This window comes from Corynebacterium auriscanis (assembly GCF_030408435.1).
In the GTDB taxonomy this organism is placed as follows: Bacteria; Actinomycetota; Actinomycetes; order Mycobacteriales; family Mycobacteriaceae; genus Corynebacterium; species Corynebacterium auriscanis.
On record NZ_CP047046.1, the window covers coordinates 1 to 23621 of the forward strand.

The window sequence follows — 23621 nt, forward strand, 5'->3', positions numbered from 1 at the left end:
ATGACTGATCCAACGAACTCCTCCTCCCTCGAAGCCCACTTTCCAGGCTTATGGAACGCAATCATCAAAGAATGGGTAGATGAGAACGCCCGCGCGATCAATCAACCCCCTGATTCTCCAATTGGCAGGCGGTATCCTGCGCTCAGCCCAAAAAAACGCAGTATGCTGCTCCAGATCACTCCGATCACCTTGATCGGAAATATTGCTGTGCTCCAAACACCAAGCAAATGGATCAAAGAGGAAGTAGAGCGCGATCTGGCCCAACCCATCAAGGACGTTTTAGCTTCCCGTCTGCAGATCAACACAACTCTTGCGATCTCTTCACGCGAAGATGGCAATTCTAATTCGTCCTCGGAAGACCGCCAGAATCCGCAAGCCCAGGAGGAGCACCAGCCAAGTTTTGACACTTCGACCAGCGATAATGCTGCTAAGCAGCAATCCAATTCCGCAGCGAACTCAAACCACGGCGCATCGGCGCACAACCTGGTTGCCAATCGCGACAACCGTAGCGCTCACGAAGAAGATCCCAACACTGCCGAGGGCGATGTAATTGGCGCACGAAACGACAGCGGGTTTTCTGCTACCGAACACTCGCAGCAGCAACCAAATAGTCGCAGTTCGAACCGAGTCACCGCCTCTACCAACCGTTTCGCGGGTCATTCGAGCCGAGGGTTTAACGATTACGACCGGCCGAGGGCGTCGGGTAGAAGGGGCCAAGGCGGGCAGTCAAACGACGCCTTCTCCTTGGACGAGTGGATCGACATTAAAGAGCCAGAGGCCCAGGCAGCCGCGATTGCCAATACGAAACGACGCAACGAGTTTCTAAGGCAAGGAGGCATTGAACCGCAAGCGCGACCAGGCGCGACTGCTCCCATTACCGGGAATCCCGGGCGGGAGACAGAGCCCGAAACCTTGCTGAACAAAAACTATACATTCGAGACATTCGTGATTGGCTCCTCCAATAACTTTGCGAATGCGGCTTGCCGTGCCGTGGCTGAAAGCCCAGCTAAAGCCTATAATCCGCTGTTTATTTGGGGCGAATCGGGACTTGGCAAAACACACCTACTGCATGCCATTGGGCACTACGCTAAAGAGCTGCGACCGAACATGAGAGTGCGTTATGTCTCCAGTGAAGAACTGACGAATGACTTCATTAACTCCATTGCCACCGACACGCGCGAGGCATTTAAGCGGCGCTACCGCAATGTGGATATGTTGATCGTAGACGATATTCAGTTCTTGGAAGGCAAGGAATCCACGCAGGAGGAGTTCTTCCACACGTTCAATGCCCTTCACCAGGCGAACAAACAAATCGTGTTGAGCTCGGATCGTCCTCCCAAAAAGTTGACCACACTAGAAGATCGTCTGCGCACTCGCTTTGAGGGAGGTCTAACGACCGATGTGACCAGCCCAGATCTGGAAACCCGTATTGCCATTTTGACCAAAAAGGCCCAGATCGAGGGCATTCAACTCCCAGAAGATGTGAAGCAGCTCATCGCAAACCGGTACGACACCTCTATTCGGGTGCTGGAGGGTGCGCTGATTCGCGTCATTGCGTACTGCTCGCTGGGGGATGAGCCCATTTCTCTCGAAGCAGCCGAGATCGCTTTGCGGGATATCAACAACGGTTCGGTCGAGGTCACACCACAAGCTGTCATCGAAGTCGTGGCCCACTATTACAACCTCACCACCGACGAATTGGTTGGAAAGGGCAGGTCAAAGCGCTTTGTGCACGCACGGCAGATCGCTATGTACCTATGCCGTGAACTCACCGATCTGTCGTTGCCGAAGTTGGGGGCCGCATTTGGCGGGCGTGACCACACGACAGTGATGTACGCGGAGCGACGGATTCGGGAGTCTCTGACAGAGAACAAACAGGTCTTCGATCAGGTACAGGAGCTCACCCAGAAAATTGAAAATCACGCGCGCAACTAACCCCCGTTGCACTTATAAAAGCATATGTGCAGCCAAGTTATCCACAGTTAGTGGTGGTTATACACAGGGCAACTGGGGATAACTTGGGGTGCCGTGACCTTGATCGGACCTAGTTATCCACATTTCCACAGGGTTTTCCACAGATGTAATTACAAACTTGTAATTTCGGGGGCAGAGCCAGATTCGCTCTCGACGATGACAAACATGTAATTTCAAGATCGTAACTGGGGATAAGCCCCGAAAAACTGGGAACGAGACAGTGGAAAACCTGTGGATAAGTGCGACCCCGGGCGAGTTGTGCACAGAAGCACTGAGTTATCCACAGAAACATCCACCACTCCGCCAACAGGCAGAAAATAGCTCCGAACAGCACTAAACTTCTGTTATCCACAGAAACCACAGGACCTACTACGACTACTGAATCTATAACTAGAAAAAGATCAGAAATAGAGCTTGTGGGTAAAGTTGACGACCGAAATGACAAGCAAAGGATGAGGGACCAACATATGGACAACAACAACGTTCGCTTCACCGTGCCCAAAGATGATTTCTCAACGGCACTGGGGTGGGTAGCACGTTCCCTTCCATCCAAGCCCACGCAGCCCGTACTGCGCGGTGTACTTATCGAGGCCAGTGACCAAGGGCTCACACTCTCGGGATTCGACCGCGAGGTGTCCACTCAAATCACCATCAACGCCGAGGTCGATGAGCCCGGGCGCATCCTCATCGCGGGCAAATTAGCCAACGACATTGTGGGATCGTTGCCCGATAAGCCCATTACTCTGGAACTCAGGGAAACCAAAGTTCTCGTAACCTCCGGTAATTCCAGGTTCGAGCTACCAGCCATGACCATCGAGGACTATCCCGAATTGCCTGGTTTGCCTGGAGTCACAGGGACCATCGATCCTCACTTGTTCTCTGAGGCCGTTAGCCAAGTGGCTACGGCAGCCGGCCGAGATGACACTCTTCCTATGCTCACTGGTGTTCATGTAGAACTCGACGGTGAAAACGTCACTATGGCCGCCACGGACCGTTTCCGGTTGGCTGTTCGAACCTTGCAGTGGAATCCGGCCCAAGCCGATGGTAAAACCACTCTCCTGATTCCTGCTCGCACGCTGTCGGACACGGCACGTAGCCTCGACGCCCACAATTCTGATCCCATTGAAATTGCAGTGGGGTCTGGTGAGTCCATTGGCCGGGATGGCCTGCTCGGTATCGCCACCGAATCGCGACATACCACTACACGGCTGCTCGATGCCGAATTCCCCAAATTCCGGCCGCTGTTGCCATCGAGCCACACTGCTGTAGCCAGCGTGGAAATTGGTCCCCTCCAGGATGCGATCCGTCGCGTATCCCTCGTGGCCGACCGCAACTCGCAGATTCGCATGCAATTCGAGGAAGGTACGTTGACGCTTTCCGCTGGTGGATCCGAGGTTGGATCAGCAACCGAGCAATTGCAGTGCGCCTTCGCTGGTGAGCCTCTTGAAATTGCTTTTAATCCGGGTTACCTCAAGGAGGGTTTGGCAGCGATTCACACACCGCGAGTAATTTTCGGATTTACGCTTTCTTCCCGTCCCGCGATTATGATCCCCGATGCAGGTAACCTGCCAGAGGCAGATGCCGAAGGGAACTTCGCTACCCCGCGAACCGATTTCATTTACCTACTGATGCCGGTACGTATTCCGGGATAAGTCGCTCCAGCTAGACACTGATCGCCACTGGATGCGCCACGCAATAGGTTGCAGCTAGTGTAGGCCACTAGACTGGCAGCGATATGTACATCAGGTCATTACAACTAGAGGATTACAGGTCGTGGCGCACCCTCGACCTGGCACTAACCCCTGGTGTGACCATTTTTTCGGGCCCAAACGGGCACGGCAAAACCAACATTGTGGAAGCACTGGGATACCTAGCCCACCTTGGATCACACCGCGTTTCCACTGATTCAGCTCTCGTGCGCGAAGGCCAGAAAGTGGCTTCCATTTCTGCTACTGCAGTCAATGAGGGTCGCGAACTCACAACGCACTTGGCGGTTCGTGCTTCCGGGGCAAATCGTGCACGCATCAATCGAACCGCCATGCGCAGTCCTCGTGACATACTGGGAATTGTTCGGACCACACTCTTTTCGCCCGAGGATCTGGCTTTGATTCGGGGGGAACCCGAGCAGCGGCGAAATTTCCTCGATTCCATCATGCTGGCCCGGTACCCCCGCCTAGCCGGTGTGAAAGCTGACTACGATAGGGCTCTGCGCCAGCGCAACGCCCTGCTGAGGAACTCTTCTTTCGTATTACGGCACTTTGCTAACGGAGTGGCTGCGGGCCCAGGGAACACATCCAGCTCGACTGGTATCTCAAGCTCTAGCTCACCCTCGGACACGACACCGGGTGAAGCGCAGTCTGGAGTGGGGGTCGCCGTGGGCATGGCGAGGGCCGGATCCTCTTCTCATATCTCCGACGCTGAATCCGCCCTCGCCACGCTGGATGTGTGGGATGGACAACTAGCCGCATTGGGAGGACAATTGATGTCCGCACGAGTGCAGATCGTTCACGATCTCGCGCCTCATGTGGCAAAGACCTATCAGCGGTTAGCACCGGAATCCCGCCCAGCCCACATGGCTTACACGTCAACGATAGATAGTGCCCTACACGAGGTGGGAGTTCAGTTAGGGCACAGCAAGCCCGGTCAACCAACGGCGTTATTGAGCCCCGATGTTGCCGAGGCAGTGTTACTGCAAGCATTCGCTGAAAAACGACCGGCCGAAATTGATCGCGGAACCACGCTGCTCGGGCCGCACCGAGACGATGTGGTTTTTACTCTGGGCACACAACCCGCCAAGGGATTCGCATCCCACGGCGAATCCTGGTCGTTTGCATTAGCTTTGCGATTGGGCGCCTACTTCATGGGGCGTGCAGACGGGGCAGAACCGATCGTCATCCTGGATGATGTTTTCGCGGAACTGGATAAAAATCGCCGGCGCAGACTTGTCGACTTGCTACAAGACGCGGAACAAGTGTTGATTACAGCTGCCGTAGGTGAAGATATTCCCGTGGAATTACGCGCTCAAGCCACTATCTTCGACATTTTGGCCTCAGTCGACGAAGAAGGGCAGCGAATCTCCCAGATTTCCGCCGTTGACACGGATGAACCACAGGCTAAACACCAAAGAACCGAAGAATTAGACCCGCAAAGTGTTGTTGACGACGCTGGGACCGCGCAGGATGAGATCGAGGAACATGAGTAATCCCGGTTTGAACCCAAATGATCCAGTGGCCCAAGCACTGGCACAACTGCGGAAGGCCGGCGCCAACCCACAGGTTGACTCGGTTCCCAGGGGGGCGTCGGAAAGAAAAGAAAAAAAGTACAACAAACGGCGAATCACCACGCGCCTGGATGGAAGAGCCGACCGCAGTTATCGGCAGCCAAAGCGGTTTGGGGCATTGATTATGCCGGAAATCAAGCGGAATGGGTGGAACCAGCACTATGCCGTGGGGCTGATCATGAATTCCTGGGAGGAGCTGGTCGGGGAGAAAATCGGGTCCAAAACCAAGCCCATCAAATACGATCCCGAGACGAAACAGCTGTTCATCCAATGCGAATCCACACCTTGGGCCACACAGCTGCGATTGATCCAGACAAAAGTGCTGCACACGATCGTCAATCGGGTGGGGCCCAACGTGGTGGCCGAGCTGAAGATCCTCAATCCAGAGTTCAAAAGGCCCGGAAAGGGAAAGCTCCGCGTCCGAGGTCGCGGGCCGCGTGATGATTTCGGGTAAGCGGCGGGGTAGACTGGTGTGGTTACAAATAGCGTGCTTGGTTAACGCTGAACGAACGCTTTACCGACAAAGGAGCTTGACCCGACGTGGGTGAACCAGAGAACAAGAACAATTACGGTGCCAGTTCCATCACCATCCTCGAGGGACTGGAAGCGGTTCGTAAGCGACCCGGCATGTACATCGGTTCCACCGGTGAGCGTGGCCTACACCATCTCGTGTGGGAGGTCGTTGATAACTCCGTCGATGAGGCAATGGCGGGGTATGCAAACGAAGTCACCGTGCGATTGCTGGCAGACGGCGGTGTAGAGGTCGAGGATAATGGTCGCGGTATTCCCGTTGAGAAGCACCCATCCGGCCCGCCGACCGTCCAGGTTGTCATGACGCAGCTGCACGCTGGCGGTAAATTCGACTCGGATTCCTACGCTGTTTCCGGTGGTCTGCACGGTGTGGGTATCTCCGTCGTGAATGCGTTGTCCACTCGCGTGGAAACCGAAATTAAGCGCGATGGATATCTATGGAGCCAGGTGTTCAATAACGCAATTCCCGAAGAACTGGAGCAGGTCAAGAAGGCCCGTGGCACCGGTACCAAACAACGTTTTTGGCCAGACCCTGAGATATTTGAAACCGTTGAATTCGATTTCAAGACGGTGGCGAAGCGCCTCCAGGAAATGGCCTTCCTGAACAAGGGTCTGACCCTCAACTTGATTGATGAGCGGCCCCATGAGGAACCCGAAGAAGAGCTGGCTGATGCAGCTGAAGATGCTGATGCTCCTAAGTCTTCCGCAGAGAAGGCCGAGGAGGAAAAAGCTAAGAAGGGTCCTACCAAAAAGACCTTCCACTACCCAGAGGGACTAAAGGACTACGTCGACTTCATCAATAGCAAGAAGACCGCTGTACACCCCACCATTATTTCTTTTGAAGCCAAGGGTGAAGACCACGAGGTTGAGGTGGCTTTGCAGTGGAACTCCGGTTACTCCCAGTCCGTGCACACCTTCGCGAACACCATCAATACCTTTGAAGGTGGTACGCACGAAGAAGGCTTCCGTGCGGCGCTGACGTCTTTGATGAACCGTTACGCACGTGATCACAAGCTGCTTAAGGACAAGGATCCAAATTTCTCGGGCGATGATGTTCGTGAAGGTTTGGCAGCCGTTATCTCCGTGCGCGTAGGTGATCCACAGTTTGAAGGTCAGACGAAGACCAAGCTGGGTAACACAGAAATCAAGGGCTTTGTGCAGCGTGCCGTGAATGAGCACTTGTCCGACTGGTTGGATGCCAACCCTGCTGAGGCGAAGGTCATCGTCAACAAGGCAGTATCCTCTGCTCACGCTCGGATGGCGGCCCGTAAGGCCCGTGACCTAGTTCGCCGCAAGTCTGCTTCCGACCTGGGTGGACTGCCAGGTAAGCTGGCGGATTGCCGTTCTAAGGATGCGACCCTCAGTGAGCTGTACATCGTGGAGGGCGATTCCGCCGGTGGTTCTGCGAAGTCTGGCCGTGACTCCATGTTCCAAGCTATCTTGCCGCTGCGCGGGAAGATTTTGAACGTGGAAAAGGCCCGGATGGACAAGATTCTCAAGAATGCCGAGGTCCAGGCGATTATTACCGCTCTGGGTACCGGTATTCACGATGAATTCGATATCTCCAAGCTGCGGTACCACAAGATTGTGCTGATGGCGGATGCCGATGTTGATGGTCAGCACATCGCGACGTTACTTTTGACCTTGCTATTCCGCTTCATGCGCCCACTGGTTGAAGAAGGTCACGTCTACTTGGCTAACCCGCCCCTGTACAAACTGAAGTGGGCAAAGGGTGAACCAGGATTCGCCTTCAGCGACCGCGAGCGCGATAAGCAATTAGAGGAGGGCCTCGCTGCTGGCCGAAAAATCAACAAGGATGATGGCATCCAGCGCTATAAGGGCTTGGGCGAGATGAACGCTAAGGAGCTGTGGGAGACCACCATGGATCCCGAGTACCGCGTTTTGCGCCGCGTGACTCTGGAAGATGCAGCTGGTGCCGATGAGCTGTTCAGCATTTTGATGGGTGACGACGTTGTGGCACGCCGTAGTTTCATTACCCGGAATGCAAGGGACGTTCGCTTCTTGGATGTCTAACGTAGGTTGGAACCGAGGGCTGCCCGTAGTTACACGGGTGGCCCTCTTTTTGGTTTCGCTTCAGCTCATTTAGACATAAAACGATAGCTTGCTGGATACACTGGGCGACGTGACTAATTCTGATTCCATAGATTCCATGAACCCTCGCCAGGCCGCACCTGCAGAATCTCATAGGGATGCTGCAAGGAACAAGGATGAGGTGAAGGGAACAGAGACCATCGCAACGCGGATGGCGGATTCCTCTACCTCCATGATCAGAGTTTTCCCGGCTGGAGAGAATACTGTGAGTTCGGGTGCGGACAGCGAAGGGAAGACTGGAGCGACCCAGCCCCCGCTGATCGTTATTTGGCCTGGCTGGGGGATGGGTGCGCGCTACTACGATCCAATGGGTCGCGAGCTGGCATCCCGGGGTTATAACGTTGCAACCGGTGAATTACATGGTCAGGGAAGCAGCACGGCACGGGCTACGCGGATGAAGAGATGGGGATATCACGAGATGGCATCTCAGGATTACCCACGCACTATTCGGGCCGCCAAAGAGCGATTCAATCTTCCCGAAACACATCCTGTCGTGTTGCTATGCCACTCGATGGGTGGCCAGATTGGATCCCTATTCCTGGCGCGGCCCGAGGCATCCGAGCTTAATGTTGTAGGAATGATCGGAGTGGGCGCAGGCACACCGTTTTACAAGGGGTTTTCGGGTGCTCCCCGATATCAACTGCAATATGGTGCCCCAGTGATGAGATTGGTGACGAAGGCACTGGGTTATCAGCCCGAGGGGAAACTAGATTTCGCTGGATACGGTCGCCAATCTGGAGTACATGTAGGGGAGTGGTTCCGCCTTTCCCGCACCAACCGGTTTATCAACCTCAGCGGTGCGGATCTGAACTATGAAGCTGCCCTACAAGAAATAACCACACCTGTCTTGCTGCTGCGGTTCCGTAATGATTACGACTGCACAACGCGATCCGCGCACAATTTGGCGTCAATGATGCCGAAGTCAAAGACCTTAAAGGGGCGAGGTTCGGGGCCGGAGGTAGAAACGATTGAAGGAAAACTCGGGCACAATCGGTGGGCCCGAGAACCAGAGCAGGTGGCGATGCGCGTTGAGGAGTTCATCGACGATCTAGAAAAGTGACGACTGAATCTAAACTGCGAGTGTGGAGCCACAAAGGGAGGTTGTAAGAGGGTAGACTGGATTGGTCAGAGACTAGTTCAGAAAGGCTTCACACGACGTGAGCGACGATACAACCGGCAGCGAGAATCTCTTCGATCGGGTCGAACCCATTGACCTGCAAAAGGAGATGCAATCTAGCTACATTGATTACGCCATGAGCGTGATCGTCGGCCGCGCACTTCCGGAAGTCCGCGACGGGCTTAAGCCCGTGCACCGACGTATTCTTTACGCGATGTACGACAACGGCTACCGGCCCGAGCGAAGTTATGTAAAGTCTGCAAAACCAGTAGCAGACACCATGGGTAATTATCACCCACATGGTGACTCGGCGATTTACGACACTTTGGTTCGCATGGCGCAGCCATGGTCGATGCGATACCCGCTCGTTGATGGCCAAGGTAACTTTGGTTCGCGCGGTAACGATGGCGCCGCTGCCATGCGTTACACCGAGTGCCGGATGACACCGTTAGCGATGGAAATGGTGCGCGATATTCGCGAGAACACCGTTGACTTCCAGCCAAACTACGATGGTAAGACCAAGGAACCGGTCATTTTGCCATCGCGAGTGCCGAACCTATTGATGAATGGCTCCGGCGGTATTGCCGTTGGAATGGCGACGAACATTCCGCCTCACAACTTGAATGAGCTGGCAGATGCCATTTTCTGGTTGCTGGATAACCACGAAGCCGAAGAAGCAGAAGCCCTTGAGGCTTGCATTGCGCGGGTTAAGGGTCCCGATTTCCCAACGGCCGGTTTAATCGTTGGCGATAAGGGCATCCAGGATGCGTATCGCACCGGCCGCGGTTCCATCCGTATGCGCGGTGTGACTTCCATTGAAGAAGACGGTAAGCGGCAGATCATTGTGATTACCGAGTTGCCTTTCCAGGTGAACCCCGACAACTTGGTTCACAACATTGCTGAACAGGTTCGCGATGGAAAACTTGCCGGAATCGCTCAAATTGATGACGAATCCTCCGACCGAGTAGGTCTACGGATTGTTGTGACCCTCAAGCGTGATGCAATTCCACGTGTGGTTCTAAACAACCTGTATAAGCACTCCCAGTTGCAGACCAGCTTCGGTGCCAACATGCTGTCCATCGTAGATGGAGTGCCGCGCACTCTACGTTTGGATCAGATACTGCGTTACTACGTGAAGCACCAGATCGAAGTCATCGTTCGCCGCACTCAGTACCGCTTGGACGAAGCTGAGAAGCGGGCCCATATTCTGCGTGGTTTGGTCAAGGCACTGGATGCGTTGGATGAGGTTATTGCCCTGATTCGTCGTTCCCAGACTGTGGATATCGCGCGCGAGGGTTTGATGGACCTGCTGGATATCGACGAGATCCAGGCGAATGCGATTCTAGAAATGCAACTGCGCCGCCTGGCTGCGCTAGAGCGCCAGAAGATCATTGATGAATTGGCGGAAATCGAGAAGACCATTGCCGACCTGAAGGACATCCTTGCCCGTCCGGAGCGCCAGCGCGATATCGTTCGTTCTGAGCTAGCCGAAATCGTTGAGAAGTTTGGCGATGAACGTCGCACAAAGATTGTTGCTGCCTCCGGCGAGGTTTCCGAAGAGGATCTTATTGCTCGCGAGAATGTGGTCGTGACGATTACCTCGACTGGATACGCTAAGCGTACGAAGGTTGACTCTTACCGTTCCCAGCGTCGTGGTGGCAAGGGTGTGCGAGGTGCTGAGCTGAAGCAGGATGATGTGGTTCGCCACTTCTTCGTTTGCTCTACCCATGACACGATTTTGTTCTTCACGAACTTTGGACGGGTCTACCGACTCCGTGCGTTCGAGCTGCCTGAGGCATCAAGGACTGCGCGTGGGCAACACGTGGCGAACCTGTTGGAGTTCCAGCCAGGGGAGCAGATTGCTCAGGTTATCCAGATCCAATCCTATGAGGATGCACCGTACCTGGTCCTCGCTACGGCGCATGGACGGGTAAAGAAGTCCCGTTTGACCGATTACGATTCTCCGCGCTCCGGGGGGTTGATCGCCATCAACTTGAATGAAGGCGATCGACTGGTAGGCGCGCAACTGTGCACCGCGGAGGACGACTTGCTGCTGGTTTCCGAAGAGGGCCAAGCAATGCGCTTTACCGCTGATGACGAGGTGCTTCGCCCCATGGGCCGTGCAACTGCGGGTGTGAAGGGCATGCGCTTCCGTGAGGAAGACCAGCTGCTGGCTCTCACTGTTGTGCAGGAAGATGCCTACCTATTCGTCGCTACCAGTGGCGGATACGGCAAGCGCACCAAGATGGAAGAGTATCCGGCTAAGGGTCGTGGTGGACTTGGTGTTGTGACGTTTAAGTATGACAAGAAGCGCGGAAAGCTGATCGGTGCGCTGACGGTTGGTGAAGACGATGAGATTCTGGCCATCACTTCTGCTGGTGGTGTGATTCGTACCGAGGTCAACCAGATCCGCCACACGTCACGTGCCACCATGGGTGTCCGTTTAGTTGATCTTGGCAAGGATGTTGAGCTGGTCGCCGTTGACCGCAACATCGAGGCCGAGGTGGAGGAGACGGCGGAAGCTACTGCTAAAGCAGAGGAAGAAAAGTAGTCCGGTATGGCTGAAAAAAACCTAACGCCTGAAGGTAAGCCTTCCGTCGCGCCAGGGACCGCGAACCCGGCGTACGGGGCCACGTCGGGCCCTCCACGTGCCTCGAATACCTCAGATACCTCAGATTCCTCGAGGCGGGGTGACCCGGTGACGCCCCCGCGGAGCAATGTAGTGAAGTCACAGGGCACGGATAACCACGGTAGCCAGGCACCTACTTCCGAGACCCCGGCCCCGAGCTCGGGAATTCGCAGCAGGTTTGAGAAAACAAAATCCGCTTTGTCGGCGCAGGAATCTGGGTCGTCACGTGAGACTTTTCTCACCCACATTGACCCGATGAGTGCGTTCAAGGTTGGCTTCGTATTTAATTTGGCTTTGTTCGCCATTTGGGTCGTAGCGATGATTCTTCTCTGGATTGTCCTTAATGTCGCCGGAGTGTGGGATCGTTTGAATTCACTGGCTGGCGATTTGGCTGACGGTGAATTCTCGGCGGGATTGTACTTTGGGGTTGTCTTGGGTCTCGGCTTGTTTGAACTGGTGGTCTTCACCCTGTTGGCGCCAGTCTTGGCCGTAATCTTTAACTCGGCCGCATCCTTGTTCGGTGGCCTGCGTATTGGTCTCGGTTCCACGTGGGATAATCAGAACGATTCGCAAGCAGGCCGCGGAGAGAGCTAACACGCTCACTTGCATGGCTCTCTTGGGCATGGCTAGGCAACGCCGGGGCGTTTCCAACGGCGTGGCTTTGCATCTGGGTGAAGGTTTGATCCGCTTTCACCCGCGACCCTATGTCCATCAGGTGGTTCCCACCGAACTTTTGGGGGCCGGGTGGTTGTTTGCCCGGAGTTGGGCGCGTGTTCCCTGGGAGAGTAACTGCGCCATTTATCCTTTCGACGTTTGGCATCGTCAGTTTGAGAGTGGACATGCTTGTCCACCAGCGTGAGGTTATCCAGATCGGTTCCACCACCTGATTCCCAGCTCTTGATGTGGTGGATATCGCAGAACGCGGCCGGCGCGCTCGTACCAGGTGCCGTACTAATCCGTTCCTCGCCAAGGAGAGCCAGATACTGACTCAAGGACCCAAGTCTCCGGGATCGTCCTAGGTGCAGGGTTTGACCTTCAAGATCCAGAATTTGCAGATAGAGGTCGTCACATTCGGTGCCACCTATGAGGGATTCTAAAGAACAGTGAATGCCTCCATCGGTAAAAGCGTCTCCGTGTCCCTGTAACAATTCCTGGAGGGTCGTCACCGCGACGATTGTGGTGGACCCCCTCCGTGTTAAAAGACCGTCAGTTTTCAAAGCGGGAATGCCGTCTGCGGGAGTTCCCTCTTCCCCCAGTTGACTGCTCCGATTGTCGGCCCTGGATGAACATTCAGAGGCTCTCCTGGGTGACAGACGATTAAAACCACCAAACACAGCAGCCTCGAGCGCATCGTGGCGCCGTTGTTCGGGTGATCGCGGGTCGGAGAGGGAATCAAAAGCCGCGTTGGCATCTTCAGAATCCGAAGAGCTTTTGTGACCCATGCGATCAGCCAGATCACCAGCTTTCGCATGATCAGCGAACAATCGCTGAAGGGCCGCGGCAAACCGTGGGGTAACTTTGCCACGGATGGAGCTCATCCCGTCCGCCCCTTGTTTACTAATGGTGATTCCGCGTAGGCGCGCCCGATCGGAATCATCGTATTCATCCTCATCGATCAACCTACGAAGTTGCATCGCCAAATCATCAACGGTGTTCGGACCACCCTGTGCGATGAGTTTGGCTACGGGCTCGTCGGCTGCCTTAGTCGCTTCATCTTGAACCTTCGCTGGCAGGCTACGGATTGCGCGGTCCACCTTGGAAACCGCATACTGCCCGGCATGACCCGTTCGCGACTGAGTGCTCAACTGAGGCATGAAGTGCCGGGATAGTGTGCCGTCGTCTGTCCCATCTTCGAGCCGGGCGTCAATCGGTCCTGTATAGATCCGCCGGGCTGCCTGGATACGCTCTCGAGCATCCCTCATGGCAACTCCGCATTCACGGTTCAACCACTGGCATCGCTTGTGATCCATGAGCGGAAGCTCTTTATCGAACGCATGCATAAATTGAGCATCAACTAGCACCAACCGATTACGCACGGATTCTAATCGGGTGTACATTTCACGAGCTTGCTGCAGCGACAATGATCCCCACGTGGAAGAATCACCCTCAATTAATGCTTCTACCAAAGATTCAAGACTATGCATGCTCGTAAGCAGGTCAACACCAGTTCCGACGCCACGTTGTACGCCGTTAGGTGAGCTACCTTGTCCTACGTTTGAGTCAACCATGTTCCCCTCCTGATCCTTGACCCCGTTTGGTGAAGGCAGCTATTGCGTTGCGTTCCAATCACCATCCCCCATCCACCCCTAGCCTATACGTTCGAATCCCACCCCACAAGACCCTATCTTAGATTTTTTATCCGCCCTGATGTTTGGGGCGAAAGGAAGGTACGGCAACCAGATCACCCAAGCGGGGTGCCCTAGTTATGAGTCACTCTGTCTCCACCTCATCTCGGGCCCGTTCCCACTCCGACGTTCAAAAACCAAAAGCAGCACACCGGTGGCTCGCTAAAAACATAACTTGACCAGCCGATTTGGTTCTAATTGAGTGTTATGGGTACAGTATCTCTTGTTCGAAGGGCCTATAGCTCAGGCGGTTAGAGCGCTTCGCTGATAACGAAGAGGTCGGAGGTTCAAGTCCTCCTAGGCCCACAATTCGAACACCTGGATTTTGAACTAGCGATCCTATCCGCTAAGGTTTCAGATCTACGGGGCATTAGCTCAATTGGTAGAGCATCTGCTTTGCAAGCAGAAGGTCAGGAGTTCGATTCTCCTATGCTCCACAGAAAAAACCGGTTCACCGCAATGGTGGACCGGTTTTCATTTGCGTCAACGCCTCCTCACGATCCTCACGAGAGCTGTTGCTTTAAGCGAGGATCCCTCACATAACTGGTTACACGCACACGCCTCTCCCTACTGCCGGTCTGTAGCAGCTATCTCGCTTTCTACGACCCACTTATGGTTGGTCATCTTCTTTCCGTTCGCCTCGTAATCAACCACGTACACAGTCTCATCGGTCGAGGAAGCCACAGTGCCCTTCGCTCCCTTCATCCCGTCCATGTGATCTGCTGTGATCGTCACTGCGGCACCATTTGGCAACCGGTCACGGCCAGAATCGGCCAGTTCCTCCTGCACAACCCACTTGTGGTCCATTACGCGATCTCCGCCACCGACGGGCGTGTAATTCACAGCGTAGGTGTGCGTCTTATAAGCACCGACAATGGCGGCCTTCGCCCCATTCATATCCGGCATGTGTTCGGCCTTCAATGTCACCGCCTGACCGACGTGGAATTGGGGATCCGTTGCTTCCTTCATTCCCGCAGGAACAGGCCCTCCATCGCTGGGATGATCCATGTGGTGCCCGGTCCCGTGCTGCTGTGGCGAGTGGTTTCCCTTCTGGGCATCAGTTGCCGGGCCTCCCCCTTCTTCGTCGTTGCTCTGTTTCCCGCCCTGGTTTTCACTGCTTGCCTCTCCGCTGTTCTCAGCGCGACCCTGCGCATTTGTGAGTTCACTGGTCGCACTGCCACCGACGTTCTTCTCGTCATCCGCGTCGCTGGCACAGCCCGTCAACCAGAGCGTCCCCGTCAAAACCCCCGCTGTCACTGCGAGGCCGATTTTCTTACTCACAATTCACTCCTCCGTTTCGGGGTTCCTACGGCCGGACCTTAACCAGAAATCCTAAAAGGTCACATACGCAATGCGTAAAAAAAACCTGTTGTATCGCTTCTTGTTCGTGGTTTTGCTTTTGGTCTCTTGTTTTCTTTTTGCTCGACGCCACCCTCCGCATCACCGGCTCCAGCCAAAGTTACAGAGATCGCCACACCAAGGCTGGCCGGCGCCATCACATAACAAAACGCCCCCGGGATTCCCAATGGGAATACCCGGGAGCGTCTGTGGATAACCGAATACCGCGGCAAAAGGAAGGCCAGGAAACCCTGCAACCTACCCGCGCTTCCTGCAACCTACCCGCGCTTTTCCTTCTGCGACAGACCCTCCAGCTGCGTACCCAGCACGCCGAACTTTGCCAGACCTGCGGCGCCACCTAATGCCGAGTCTTCGAAGCGGGCCAGCATCATCTGCGTGAACTTCTCATATTTCTTTTCGGTCAGGGGGTACCAGTTCGCCTCCAGCTTGTCGCCGTCTTTGTCCACAATGACGGATTTGACGTTGCAGAATCCGTGTAGGCCATCCTCCGCCTTGTGGCGGCCGAACCCGGAGTTTTTCACTCCACCGAATTGCAGTTCAGCAGTAGATTCAGTGGCCATGACGTTGTTGATCGACACTCCGCCACACTCCAGGGCACCAGAGACCCTTCGCGCCCGGTCCTCATCCTTGGACCATACGGATGCGGTCAGTCCGTAGTCGGACTTGTTCGCACGGGCGATGACCTCTTCTTCGGTGGAGAACGGGAACACTGGAATAGTCGGACCAAACGTCTCTTCGGTGGCAGCCAGGGAATCCTCTGGCACATCAGTCAGCACCATGGGAGGGATAAGGCTGCTCTTGCGGTCCCACTCGTTCCCGGTCAAGATTTTCGCTCCGCGGGCCTCGGCATCCTCAACGTGCTTCGCGACGATCTCCACCTGCATGGGAACAATCATCGGGCCTAGGTCGTTATCGCGAGAAGCAGAATCTTCTTGCTTCATCAGGTTCACTTGGCGCACCAGCTCCGCCACGAACTTATCGTGAATGGACTCGTGAACGTACAACCGCTCCACGGAGGTACAGGACTGGCCCGTTGCGGTCAGACCACCGAACAGCAGGCCAGAAACCGTGCGCTCGATGTTGACGTCTTCGAACACGATCATCGGATCCTTGCCGCCCAGCTCCAATTCCACGGGAATGAGCTGCTCGGAAGCTTGCGCCATGATTTTTTTACCCGTGCGGGTGGAGCCGGTGAACATGATGTAGTCGGGGCGCTGATCGATGATCTCGGCACCAACTTCACCTTCGCCGTAAACAACCTGCACCCAGTTCGGGGCGATTCCGGCATCCTCGAGCAGGGATTCCAGTAGGCCATGCAATGGCGTGTGCTCGGAGCCCTTGTATACCACGGCATTCCCTGCAGCCAGGGCGGCGGTGATAGGCACAATTGCTTGGAAGAACGGGTAGTTCCATGGGGAAATGATGAAGACCACACCGCGGGGCTCGTACCACAGTTCGGACTTCTTGCCCATCATGGTCAAGGGGGTCGGCACCTTTGTGGCCTTCAGTGCCTTCACAGCGTTGTTTTCGAGCCATTGGATGTTATCGAGCGCGCCGAAAAGTTCCGACATGAGGATCTCTGGCCGCGCCTTATGGGTGTCGTCCTGAACGCGATCGAGAATCTCCTCGCGGCGTCGTAGAATAACCCGCCGCAAGTTGGCAAGGTGCCCGAGGCGCTCTTCAACGGTAAGCGCCCGGATAGCTTTCTGAGCTTCGCGGGCCCGCTCTACGGTGCCTTGGAGCTGGTCGGCTGGGGTGGTCACAAACTTCTGGTCAGTCATGTTTAACCTTCGCTTAGTTGGGTTTTTTTATCTCGACGCCAGGCTCACCCGACTGTGTTGTCAAGTGGGCTTCGTAACTCTCAGTGTTGATGGTGGGGTTGTATCCCATTCGCTGGTGAACGTTGCCTGATGAGGTATCGAGGTCGGAGTAGTACAGCGAGTGCACTACGCCCTTGATTCCGAGGTTAGCCAAACGGAACACACCGGCGAGTGGTTCTGGGACCTTTTTGTGTGCTGAAACGAGTGCAACAAACCCCGTGATCAGCGGTTGTGGAAGATAAGCGAAAGTAGTCATCAGCATCTTAAAGGGATCCCGGTCAGCGCCGTACATGTATGGCAGCATGCGGTCAGCGCCTTTGGCGGCATTAGTTTCAGAGAAACTGGGGAACCCGTCGCCACCAGGAATCATGACGTCGCCCAAGCGGTTGAGTCCCTTCAACTGGGTGGCGTTCAAGCTGAACTTGTTGGGGCCTACAGAAGCGGCATGTTTGTCAGTATTTGCAGTGCTCATGGGTTTTTCCTAGCCTTCCGCCACGATGGTTTCGCTGGCGCGTAGGGACAGCGCCATGATAGTCAGGGCTGGGTTGATGCCGGGAGCGTTCGGGAAGATTGACGAGTCCGCGGCAAAGATGCGGTTGCTCCCGTGTACCTTGAATCCCGGGTCAACAACAGAACGGTTCCTATCGGTACCGATGGCACAGCCACCCATGAGGTGCAGGCCGATGCCCATGTCACCTTCAATGATGCGATTCGCACCGGTGGAGTTAAAGATGTTGCGGATTGCATCCATACCCGCACGCTTGCGACGTTGATCTTCCTTGTTCAGCGACTTCTTGATGACGGGTTGTCCCTTGCGGTTGACCTTGATCTGCCCAGGGTTAGTATCGCGGACACATACTTCAACACAAGCCAGGTTCTCGAACTTAGACATGACGTCGCGGTGTGTGGCGCCGAATCCCGGCATCAATAAAGCGATAGAGGAAGGACCAGCAAAAACATTCTCCAATTTGAAGCCTTGGCGGCGGAAGCCCGGATCGTCTGACTTGTAGTTCTGCAGGGGGCCTTCAAAAGAACGCACCTTGTCCTTGTACACACCCACGTTCATGTACTGCGGGTGGGTGAAGAATTCTTTGCCCAGTGCAGGTAGCTGGCCGCCGAAGCCGGAGCGCAGCAGCAGGGAGGAATTACCAATGGCTCCCGATGCCAAGATTACCCGGGTCGCAGTGTACGTTTCCTCCACCTGTGCATCCAGGGGGCCGCCTTTGATGGCGGTGACTTCTACGTGGTCGGGGCGTTCGGTAATGGTACGAACCTCGGTGTGGTCCTGCAGGGTGAAGCCGTGGGATTCCGCGACGGACAACGCAGTAACGGCAGTCGACTGCTTGGAATCGATCCGACAGCCGGACAGACATTCAATACAGCAGTTGCCGTCCTCAAAGCGGCAGTCGGACTGACCGCGGCGCAGGGGAGCACACTGGTAACCGTTCGCTTCGAAACCTTTGGCGAAGATCTCCGCGTTGCGGTTGCGGTGATCCTCCGGCACGGTCTGCAAAACCATGTTGCCTTCGGCGCGGGCATACCAATCGGACATGTCGTCGCTGCTGAGGAACGAGACCCCAGATTTTTTGCGCCACGGGTCCAGCGCGGCGTCGTCGAAACGATCCATCAAAGCCTGGTTGACGATAGAGCCGCCGCCCACAACCTTGGGACGTAGGATGGCCAGGCTGGTTTCGGTGTTGACCTCCACGCCGCCTCCCCAGTACAGCTGGGCCGAGCCGTCCACTTCGGTCGTTGGGTAAGTTTTGCGGTCATAACGCTTGCCGGCTTCTAGGCCTAGGACGTTCCAACCAGCTTTGGAGAGCTCGCGGGCGACGTTGAGGCCGGAGGTACCGGCACCGATGATGATCGCATCGTAGCGCTGATGTTGAGACATGTACCCAGAGTAGCCCTCTACCTGCTGGTACGCCGGGTAATTTCTGAAATTGAACTAAAAATATGAAAGACTAGCCACCTCCGAAGGGGGTAGCTAGTCACGGTAGATTCGGCGGATAGGTGTCAAGACGATAGGTGACAGGCCGATAGGTAGGCCAGCGGTGCGGGGCTTTCACCGCATGCCCCGTGAGCAGCACGCTGGCCACGTGCTCTACCTGCCTGCGTTCTCAATAACCCACCAATCCATTGATCAGCTTGCCTACCGTTTATTTAATTGCTGCATGACCCTACCGGTGCAGGTCGAAGCGGTCGGCCTCCATTACCTTCACCCAAGCAGCTACGAAGTCATCGACGAACTTGTCGGCAGCATCGTCGGCACCGTAAACCTCGGCCACCGCGCGCAACTCGGAGTTGGCACCGAACACCAAATCCACACGGGTGCCTGTGAAGTTGGTACCGGTTGTTGGGTTGGAGCCTTGGTAGCGGTTGCCCTTCTCGTCCAGTTTTTCCCACTTGTTGTCGATATCCAGCAGGTTGACGAAGAAGTCGTTGGTCAGCTGGCCTGGACGATCGGTGAAGACACCGTCGCGAGAACCATCCCAGTTCGCATCCAGCGCGCGCATGCCACCGACCAAGACGGTCATCTCCGGAACGGTCAGGCCAAGCAGGTCTGCCCGGTCGATGAGCAGGTACTCAGCCGGCACATCTAGCTTGCCACTGTCGTAGTTGCGGAAGCCGTCGGCTACTGGCTCCATGTACTCAAAGGATTCAACGTCGGTTTGCTCTTCCGTCGAATCACCGCGTCCCGGGGTAAACGGCACGTTGATGTTTCGGCCGGCTGCCGCTGCTGCCTTTTCGATGCCGACGCCACCCGCCAGCACGATCAAATCTGCGATGGATACATTAATACCGCTTTGAGCACGGATTTCCTCCAGCTGCCCCAGAACGTTGCCGAGCTCAGCCGGGTTGTTGACGTCCCAGTCTTTCTGTGGGGCCAAGCGCACGCGTGCACCGTTGGCACCGCCGCGGAAGTCGGTGCCACGGTACGTGGATGCAGAGGCCCAGGCTGTGCGCACCAACTGAGAAACCGTGAGATCGGAAGCTGCAATAGCCTCCTTGAGACGCGCGATTTCGCCCTCATCGATGACATGTTCTGGTGGAATAACGGGATCCTGCCACAGGAAGGTGTCCTGTGGCGCTTCCTTACCCAGGTAGCGCTCCTTGGGTCCCAGATCGCGGTGGGTCAGCTTGAACCAAGCCTTAGAGAAGGCCTCGGTGAAGGCCTGGTGATCGTCACGGAAGCGGCGAGCAATCTTGTCGTATTCCGGATCCATACGCAGCGCGATATCGCTGGTGAGCATTCGTGGCTCCTGGAAACCTTCGCCGTGAGCGAGTGGAACCATATCCTTGCCACCACCATCTTTCGGGCGCCACTGCTTGGCACCGGCCTTGGACTCCATGAGTTCCCACTCGTAGGCGTAAAGAATGTGGAAAAACTCATTATCCCAGCGGGTGGGGTGGTAGGTCCACGTGACTTCGGGGCCACCACCCAGAGTGTCGTTGCCCGTGGGGCCTTGCCAACCGATCCCCTGGTTCTCCAATGGTGCTGCTTCAGGCTCTGGACCGATTTCATCAGGGGTGGAGTTACCGTGCGTTTTGCCGAACGTATGTCCACCAGCAATCAAGGCAACGGTTTCTTCGTCATTCATTGCCATGCGCTTAAAGGTTTCGCGAATATCGCGTGCAGAAGCTACTGGATCGGGCTCTCCGTCGGGACCCTCGGGGTTCACGTAGATAAGACCCATTTGTACAGCAGCCAAGGGGTTATCCAATTGACGATCGCCCTGGTAGCGATTGTTGGCCAGCCATTCGTTTTCAGGGCCCCAGTTAACCTGCTCCGGTTCGTAGGTATCTTCGCGACCACCAGAGAAACCGTAGGTTGGAAAGCCCATGTGCTCCAGTGCCACGTTACCGGCTAGGACGATAAGGTCGGCCCAGCTCAGCGCCTTGCCGTACTTCTTCTTGACGGGCCATAGAACGCGCCGGGAACGGTCCAGCAAAACATTGTCAGGCCAAGAATTCAAGGGGGCGAAGCGCTGTTGACCGGTGCCTGCTCCACCACGGCCATCTTGTACGCGGTAGGTGCCGGCGGAGTGCCAAGCCATACGAATAAATGCACCACCGTAGGTGCCGAAGTCTGCTGGGTACCAATCCTTGGAATCCAGCATGGCCTTCTTGATGTCTTCCTTAACTGCATCTAGGTCGAGGGATTCGAAAGCCGCAGCGTAGTCGAAGTCTTCATCCATGGGGCTGCGTTCGGTTGGATTGAACGCAAGCAGGTTAAGATTGAGCCGACCTGGCCACCAACGATCATTAGAATCGCCATTGGCGGGCAGACTCGTCTCACCGTGGACGACCGGGCATTTGCCACTGTCAGCATCCGATTTACTGACGTCCTTCATTGTGGTTTCGTTGTCGGTCATTTCGTTGTTGCTCATGGGGTTTGAGTACCTCCTACATAACGGTTCGCTTGTTGGTTTAGCCGTGGTCGGCGCAACCGAGCGTCGTTGGCTAATACCCACAGTAGTAGTTTTCCCGACACGTGGGGGAGGAGCACTAGTGCAGCCATGCGCGGCAACATTTCCGCCCTTACCTCCTAGCGTGGCCCTCAATTCTGCTGCTCAGTATTACTGCGCGACCAGTCCTACCACCCAGTGCCACACTTAACTTTGCTGAATTTTGGCTCCGAGCGCCTCCAACAGTGCCCGTGCTTTCACCATCGTTTCTTCGAATTCGTCGCATGGATCCGAATCCGCCACGATCGCGCCACCAACTCCGAAGGTCGTGGCGTGTGGCGAGCACACTAACGTGCGAATCACAATGGATAAATCGGCGTATCCATTTGGTGACACCCACCCCACGGCACCTGAATAGAACCCCCGAGGCCGGCGCTCCAATTCTTCGATGATTTCCATTGTGCGAATCTTCGGCGCACCGGTCATTGAGCCACCAGGGAAGCACGCGGCCACGCATTCCAGCGGGTTCACCCCAGGCCTCAACCGGCCTTCGATTGTGCTCACCAATTGATGCACGTGACTGTAGGACTCTACGGCGAAAATCCTCGGTACCCTCACGCTATCTACCTCACACACTCGCCCCAAGTCGTTGCGTAGTAGGTCGACGATCATGAGGTTCTCGGCGCGGTCCTTTGGGTTGGCTTTTAACTCTCGACGCCTCGCCGCATCCTCATCCGCATTTGCCTCTCGTGGACGGGTTCCTTTGATGGGCTGCGCGGTAACGCGCCCGGCAGTGATCTTCAGAAACTGTTCGGGCGATGCACTCAGAATGTGGAAGGGTGCGTAGTCCGCTATCGGGGGATGGAACTGGAGGTAGGCACCATACGGCACGGGGCTGGTATGTCGCAGAGCGGAGTAAGCATCCCGTGGAGTGTTTCCCATCTGCGCGATGCTCGGCCCTTGCGCGGTGTTCGTAAGGCACACCTCGTAGGAATCTCCTCGCGCAATGTATTCCAAGCTGCGGTGGATGGATTCAATGTATTCGGCTTTGGATTGATCCAATATGAATTCGGGCACCCCGGAATTCTGGATGGTGGGGATAGCAGCTGGACCGGAGTGCGCAGTGGGAGGCTCGGCCGCGGCGCGGTTAGTTGTGACCACGTCGACGGCGGTATCCAGCCACGCATATTGATCGCGCTCTGCTTGGGCTAACCATGCTTGCGGAGTTGATTGGCCTTGCGCGGGGAGCACGTCCTGGGCGGGTAGTGCATCCTGCGCGGGCAATAGGAAGAGTAAGTGCGTTTGATGTGTTGTGTGGTCGATGACGACCGCCCGGTCGGTGTAGATGAGGGCTAGGTCGGGGAGGGAGTCACCGGTCTGAAACGCTCTGGAATCCCCACCGGTGTGGGTTGAATCGGGGTCACCATTGCTGCATGTGGGAGCGGAGCTGGCGCGGGGGTCCACCGCGGATCGCGGGTTGGGGTGACCACGGCGAAACCACCCAACTAGTCCGGCAGGGTCCACCGCGGAGCGCGGGTTGGCTGCTGCATCCGCGTGTGTTCTCAATTCGTACCCAAACGCGCCCACGATACCTAAGGCGAATTGGCAAGGTAGATCAGCGGGGATTTTTACGTGGTAGGAGTCGAGGAGATCCTGCGCCTGGGCGAAGGCGTTGGGGTGGGGGTTGTGGGCGTCGGCAAAAAGAGAGCGAGCGAAAGGACCGGTGCTGTCGCACAGAATGGAGAAGGCGGCACCTGGGGAATCCAACCAGATGGCGTTGGGCGAGCTGGCGAACAGGGAGCTAAAGGTGGAGGGGCCGTCCGCCTCGACTGGCAGCGTGCGGTAGTGCAAGCGCAACGCGAGCCGGGGATTGAGGGAGGAACCCGAATGCTCTGCCACGTGGGGCTGGGAGGGATGGTTCGCGAAGCGGTCGGCCGTCATGGTTTCATCCTGCCGTTAGGGGTATAGGCATAGCAAAATCTCGGATTGTGGTGCGGATAATCCGTGATGAATGGCTCGAACTGACTTGTAGATATGGGCATGGC

The 23621-nt window shown here is 55.8% G+C and carries 15 protein-coding genes and 2 tRNA genes; 10 read left to right on the forward strand and 7 right to left on the reverse strand.

Annotated features, from left to right (window positions below):
- The first annotated feature begins 162 nt into the window (after positions 1 to 162).
- From dnaA to CAURIC_RS00040, 8 genes are all read left to right on the forward strand, one after another.
- Positions 163 to 1935, forward strand: coding sequence for a chromosomal replication initiator protein DnaA (gene dnaA / locus CAURIC_RS00005; RefSeq protein ID WP_425474822.1), 1773 nt, complete (start codon positions 163 to 165; stop codon positions 1933 to 1935).
- Positions 1936 to 2441: 506 nt separating this feature from the next.
- Positions 2442 to 3626, forward strand: coding sequence for a DNA polymerase III subunit beta (dnaN, locus tag CAURIC_RS00010; RefSeq protein ID WP_035114360.1), 1185 nt, complete (start codon positions 2442 to 2444; stop codon positions 3624 to 3626).
- An 83-nt stretch (positions 3627 to 3709) separates the two neighbouring features.
- Positions 3710 to 5176, forward strand: coding sequence for a DNA replication/repair protein RecF (locus CAURIC_RS00015; RefSeq protein WP_282938238.1), 1467 nt, complete (start codon positions 3710 to 3712; stop codon positions 5174 to 5176).
- Positions 5169 to 5708: a DciA family protein gene (locus CAURIC_RS00020; protein WP_282938236.1), complete on the forward strand. Its 540-nt coding sequence runs from the start codon at positions 5169 to 5171 to the stop codon at positions 5706 to 5708. The genes CAURIC_RS00015 and CAURIC_RS00020 overlap by 8 nt, the downstream gene beginning before the upstream one ends.
- 86 nt (positions 5709 to 5794) lie before the next feature.
- The gene (gene gyrB / locus CAURIC_RS00025) at positions 5795 to 7819 is read left to right on the forward strand and encodes a DNA topoisomerase (ATP-hydrolyzing) subunit B (protein WP_070434410.1); all 2025 of its coding nucleotides are present in this window, start codon (positions 5795 to 5797) and stop codon (positions 7817 to 7819) included.
- Between the two features lie 109 nt (positions 7820 to 7928).
- Entirely contained in the window at positions 7929 to 8957 is a 1029-nt protein-coding gene (locus CAURIC_RS00030) for an alpha/beta fold hydrolase (RefSeq protein WP_235700735.1), read from the forward strand.
- A 97-nt stretch (positions 8958 to 9054) separates the two neighbouring features.
- Positions 9055 to 11565, forward strand: coding sequence for a DNA gyrase subunit A (gene gyrA / locus CAURIC_RS00035; RefSeq protein WP_070434411.1), 2511 nt, complete (start codon positions 9055 to 9057; stop codon positions 11563 to 11565).
- Positions 11566 to 11571: 6 nt separating this feature from the next.
- On the forward strand, positions 11572 to 12237 hold the full coding sequence (locus CAURIC_RS00040) for a DUF3566 domain-containing protein (RefSeq protein WP_084588168.1): 666 nt from the start codon (positions 11572 to 11574) through the stop codon (positions 12235 to 12237).
- A gap of 32 nt (positions 12238 to 12269) precedes the next feature.
- Here CAURIC_RS00040 and CAURIC_RS00045 read toward each other — a convergent pair whose 3' ends face one another.
- Positions 12270 to 13871 carry an HNH endonuclease signature motif containing protein gene (locus CAURIC_RS00045; protein ID WP_052095020.1) on the reverse strand — a complete coding sequence of 534 codons (1602 nt, stop codon included), beginning with the start codon at positions 13869 to 13871 and terminating at the stop codon, positions 12270 to 12272.
- Between the two features lie 349 nt (positions 13872 to 14220).
- Between CAURIC_RS00045 and CAURIC_RS00050 the strand changes: the two genes are divergently transcribed.
- Positions 14221 to 14294, forward strand: a tRNA-Ile gene (locus CAURIC_RS00050).
- Between the two features lie 58 nt (positions 14295 to 14352).
- A tRNA-Ala gene (locus tag CAURIC_RS00055) sits at positions 14353 to 14425 on the forward strand.
- A 130-nt stretch (positions 14426 to 14555) separates the two neighbouring features.
- Here the strand turns inward: CAURIC_RS00055 and CAURIC_RS00060 are convergent.
- The 6 genes from CAURIC_RS00060 to pabB form a co-directional block, all read right to left on the reverse strand.
- On the reverse strand, positions 14556 to 15269 hold the full coding sequence (locus CAURIC_RS00060) for a YdhK family protein (RefSeq protein ID WP_035114366.1): 714 nt from the start codon (positions 15267 to 15269) through the stop codon (positions 14556 to 14558).
- 335 nt (positions 15270 to 15604) lie between these two features.
- Entirely contained in the window at positions 15605 to 17128 is a 1524-nt protein-coding gene (locus CAURIC_RS00065; RefSeq protein WP_052095021.1) for an aldehyde dehydrogenase family protein, read from the reverse strand.
- A 13-nt stretch (positions 17129 to 17141) separates the two neighbouring features.
- A complete protein-coding gene (locus CAURIC_RS00070; RefSeq protein ID WP_035114369.1) occupies positions 17142 to 17639 on the reverse strand; it encodes a hypothetical protein in 498 nt (165 codons plus the stop codon).
- A gap of 9 nt (positions 17640 to 17648) precedes the next feature.
- Complete coding sequence (locus tag CAURIC_RS00075; RefSeq protein ID WP_290182840.1) at positions 17649 to 19061, reverse strand: FAD-dependent oxidoreductase; 1413 nt, start codon at positions 19059 to 19061, stop codon at positions 17649 to 17651.
- 286 nt (positions 19062 to 19347) lie between these two features.
- Positions 19348 to 21543, reverse strand: coding sequence for a catalase/peroxidase HPI (gene katG / locus CAURIC_RS00080; protein ID WP_052095046.1), 2196 nt, complete (start codon positions 21541 to 21543; stop codon positions 19348 to 19350).
- Between the two features lie 240 nt (positions 21544 to 21783).
- A complete protein-coding gene (pabB, locus tag CAURIC_RS00085) occupies positions 21784 to 23517 on the reverse strand; it encodes an aminodeoxychorismate synthase component I (RefSeq protein WP_052095022.1) in 1734 nt (577 codons plus the stop codon).
- Between the last annotated feature and the right edge of the window lie 104 nt (positions 23518 to 23621).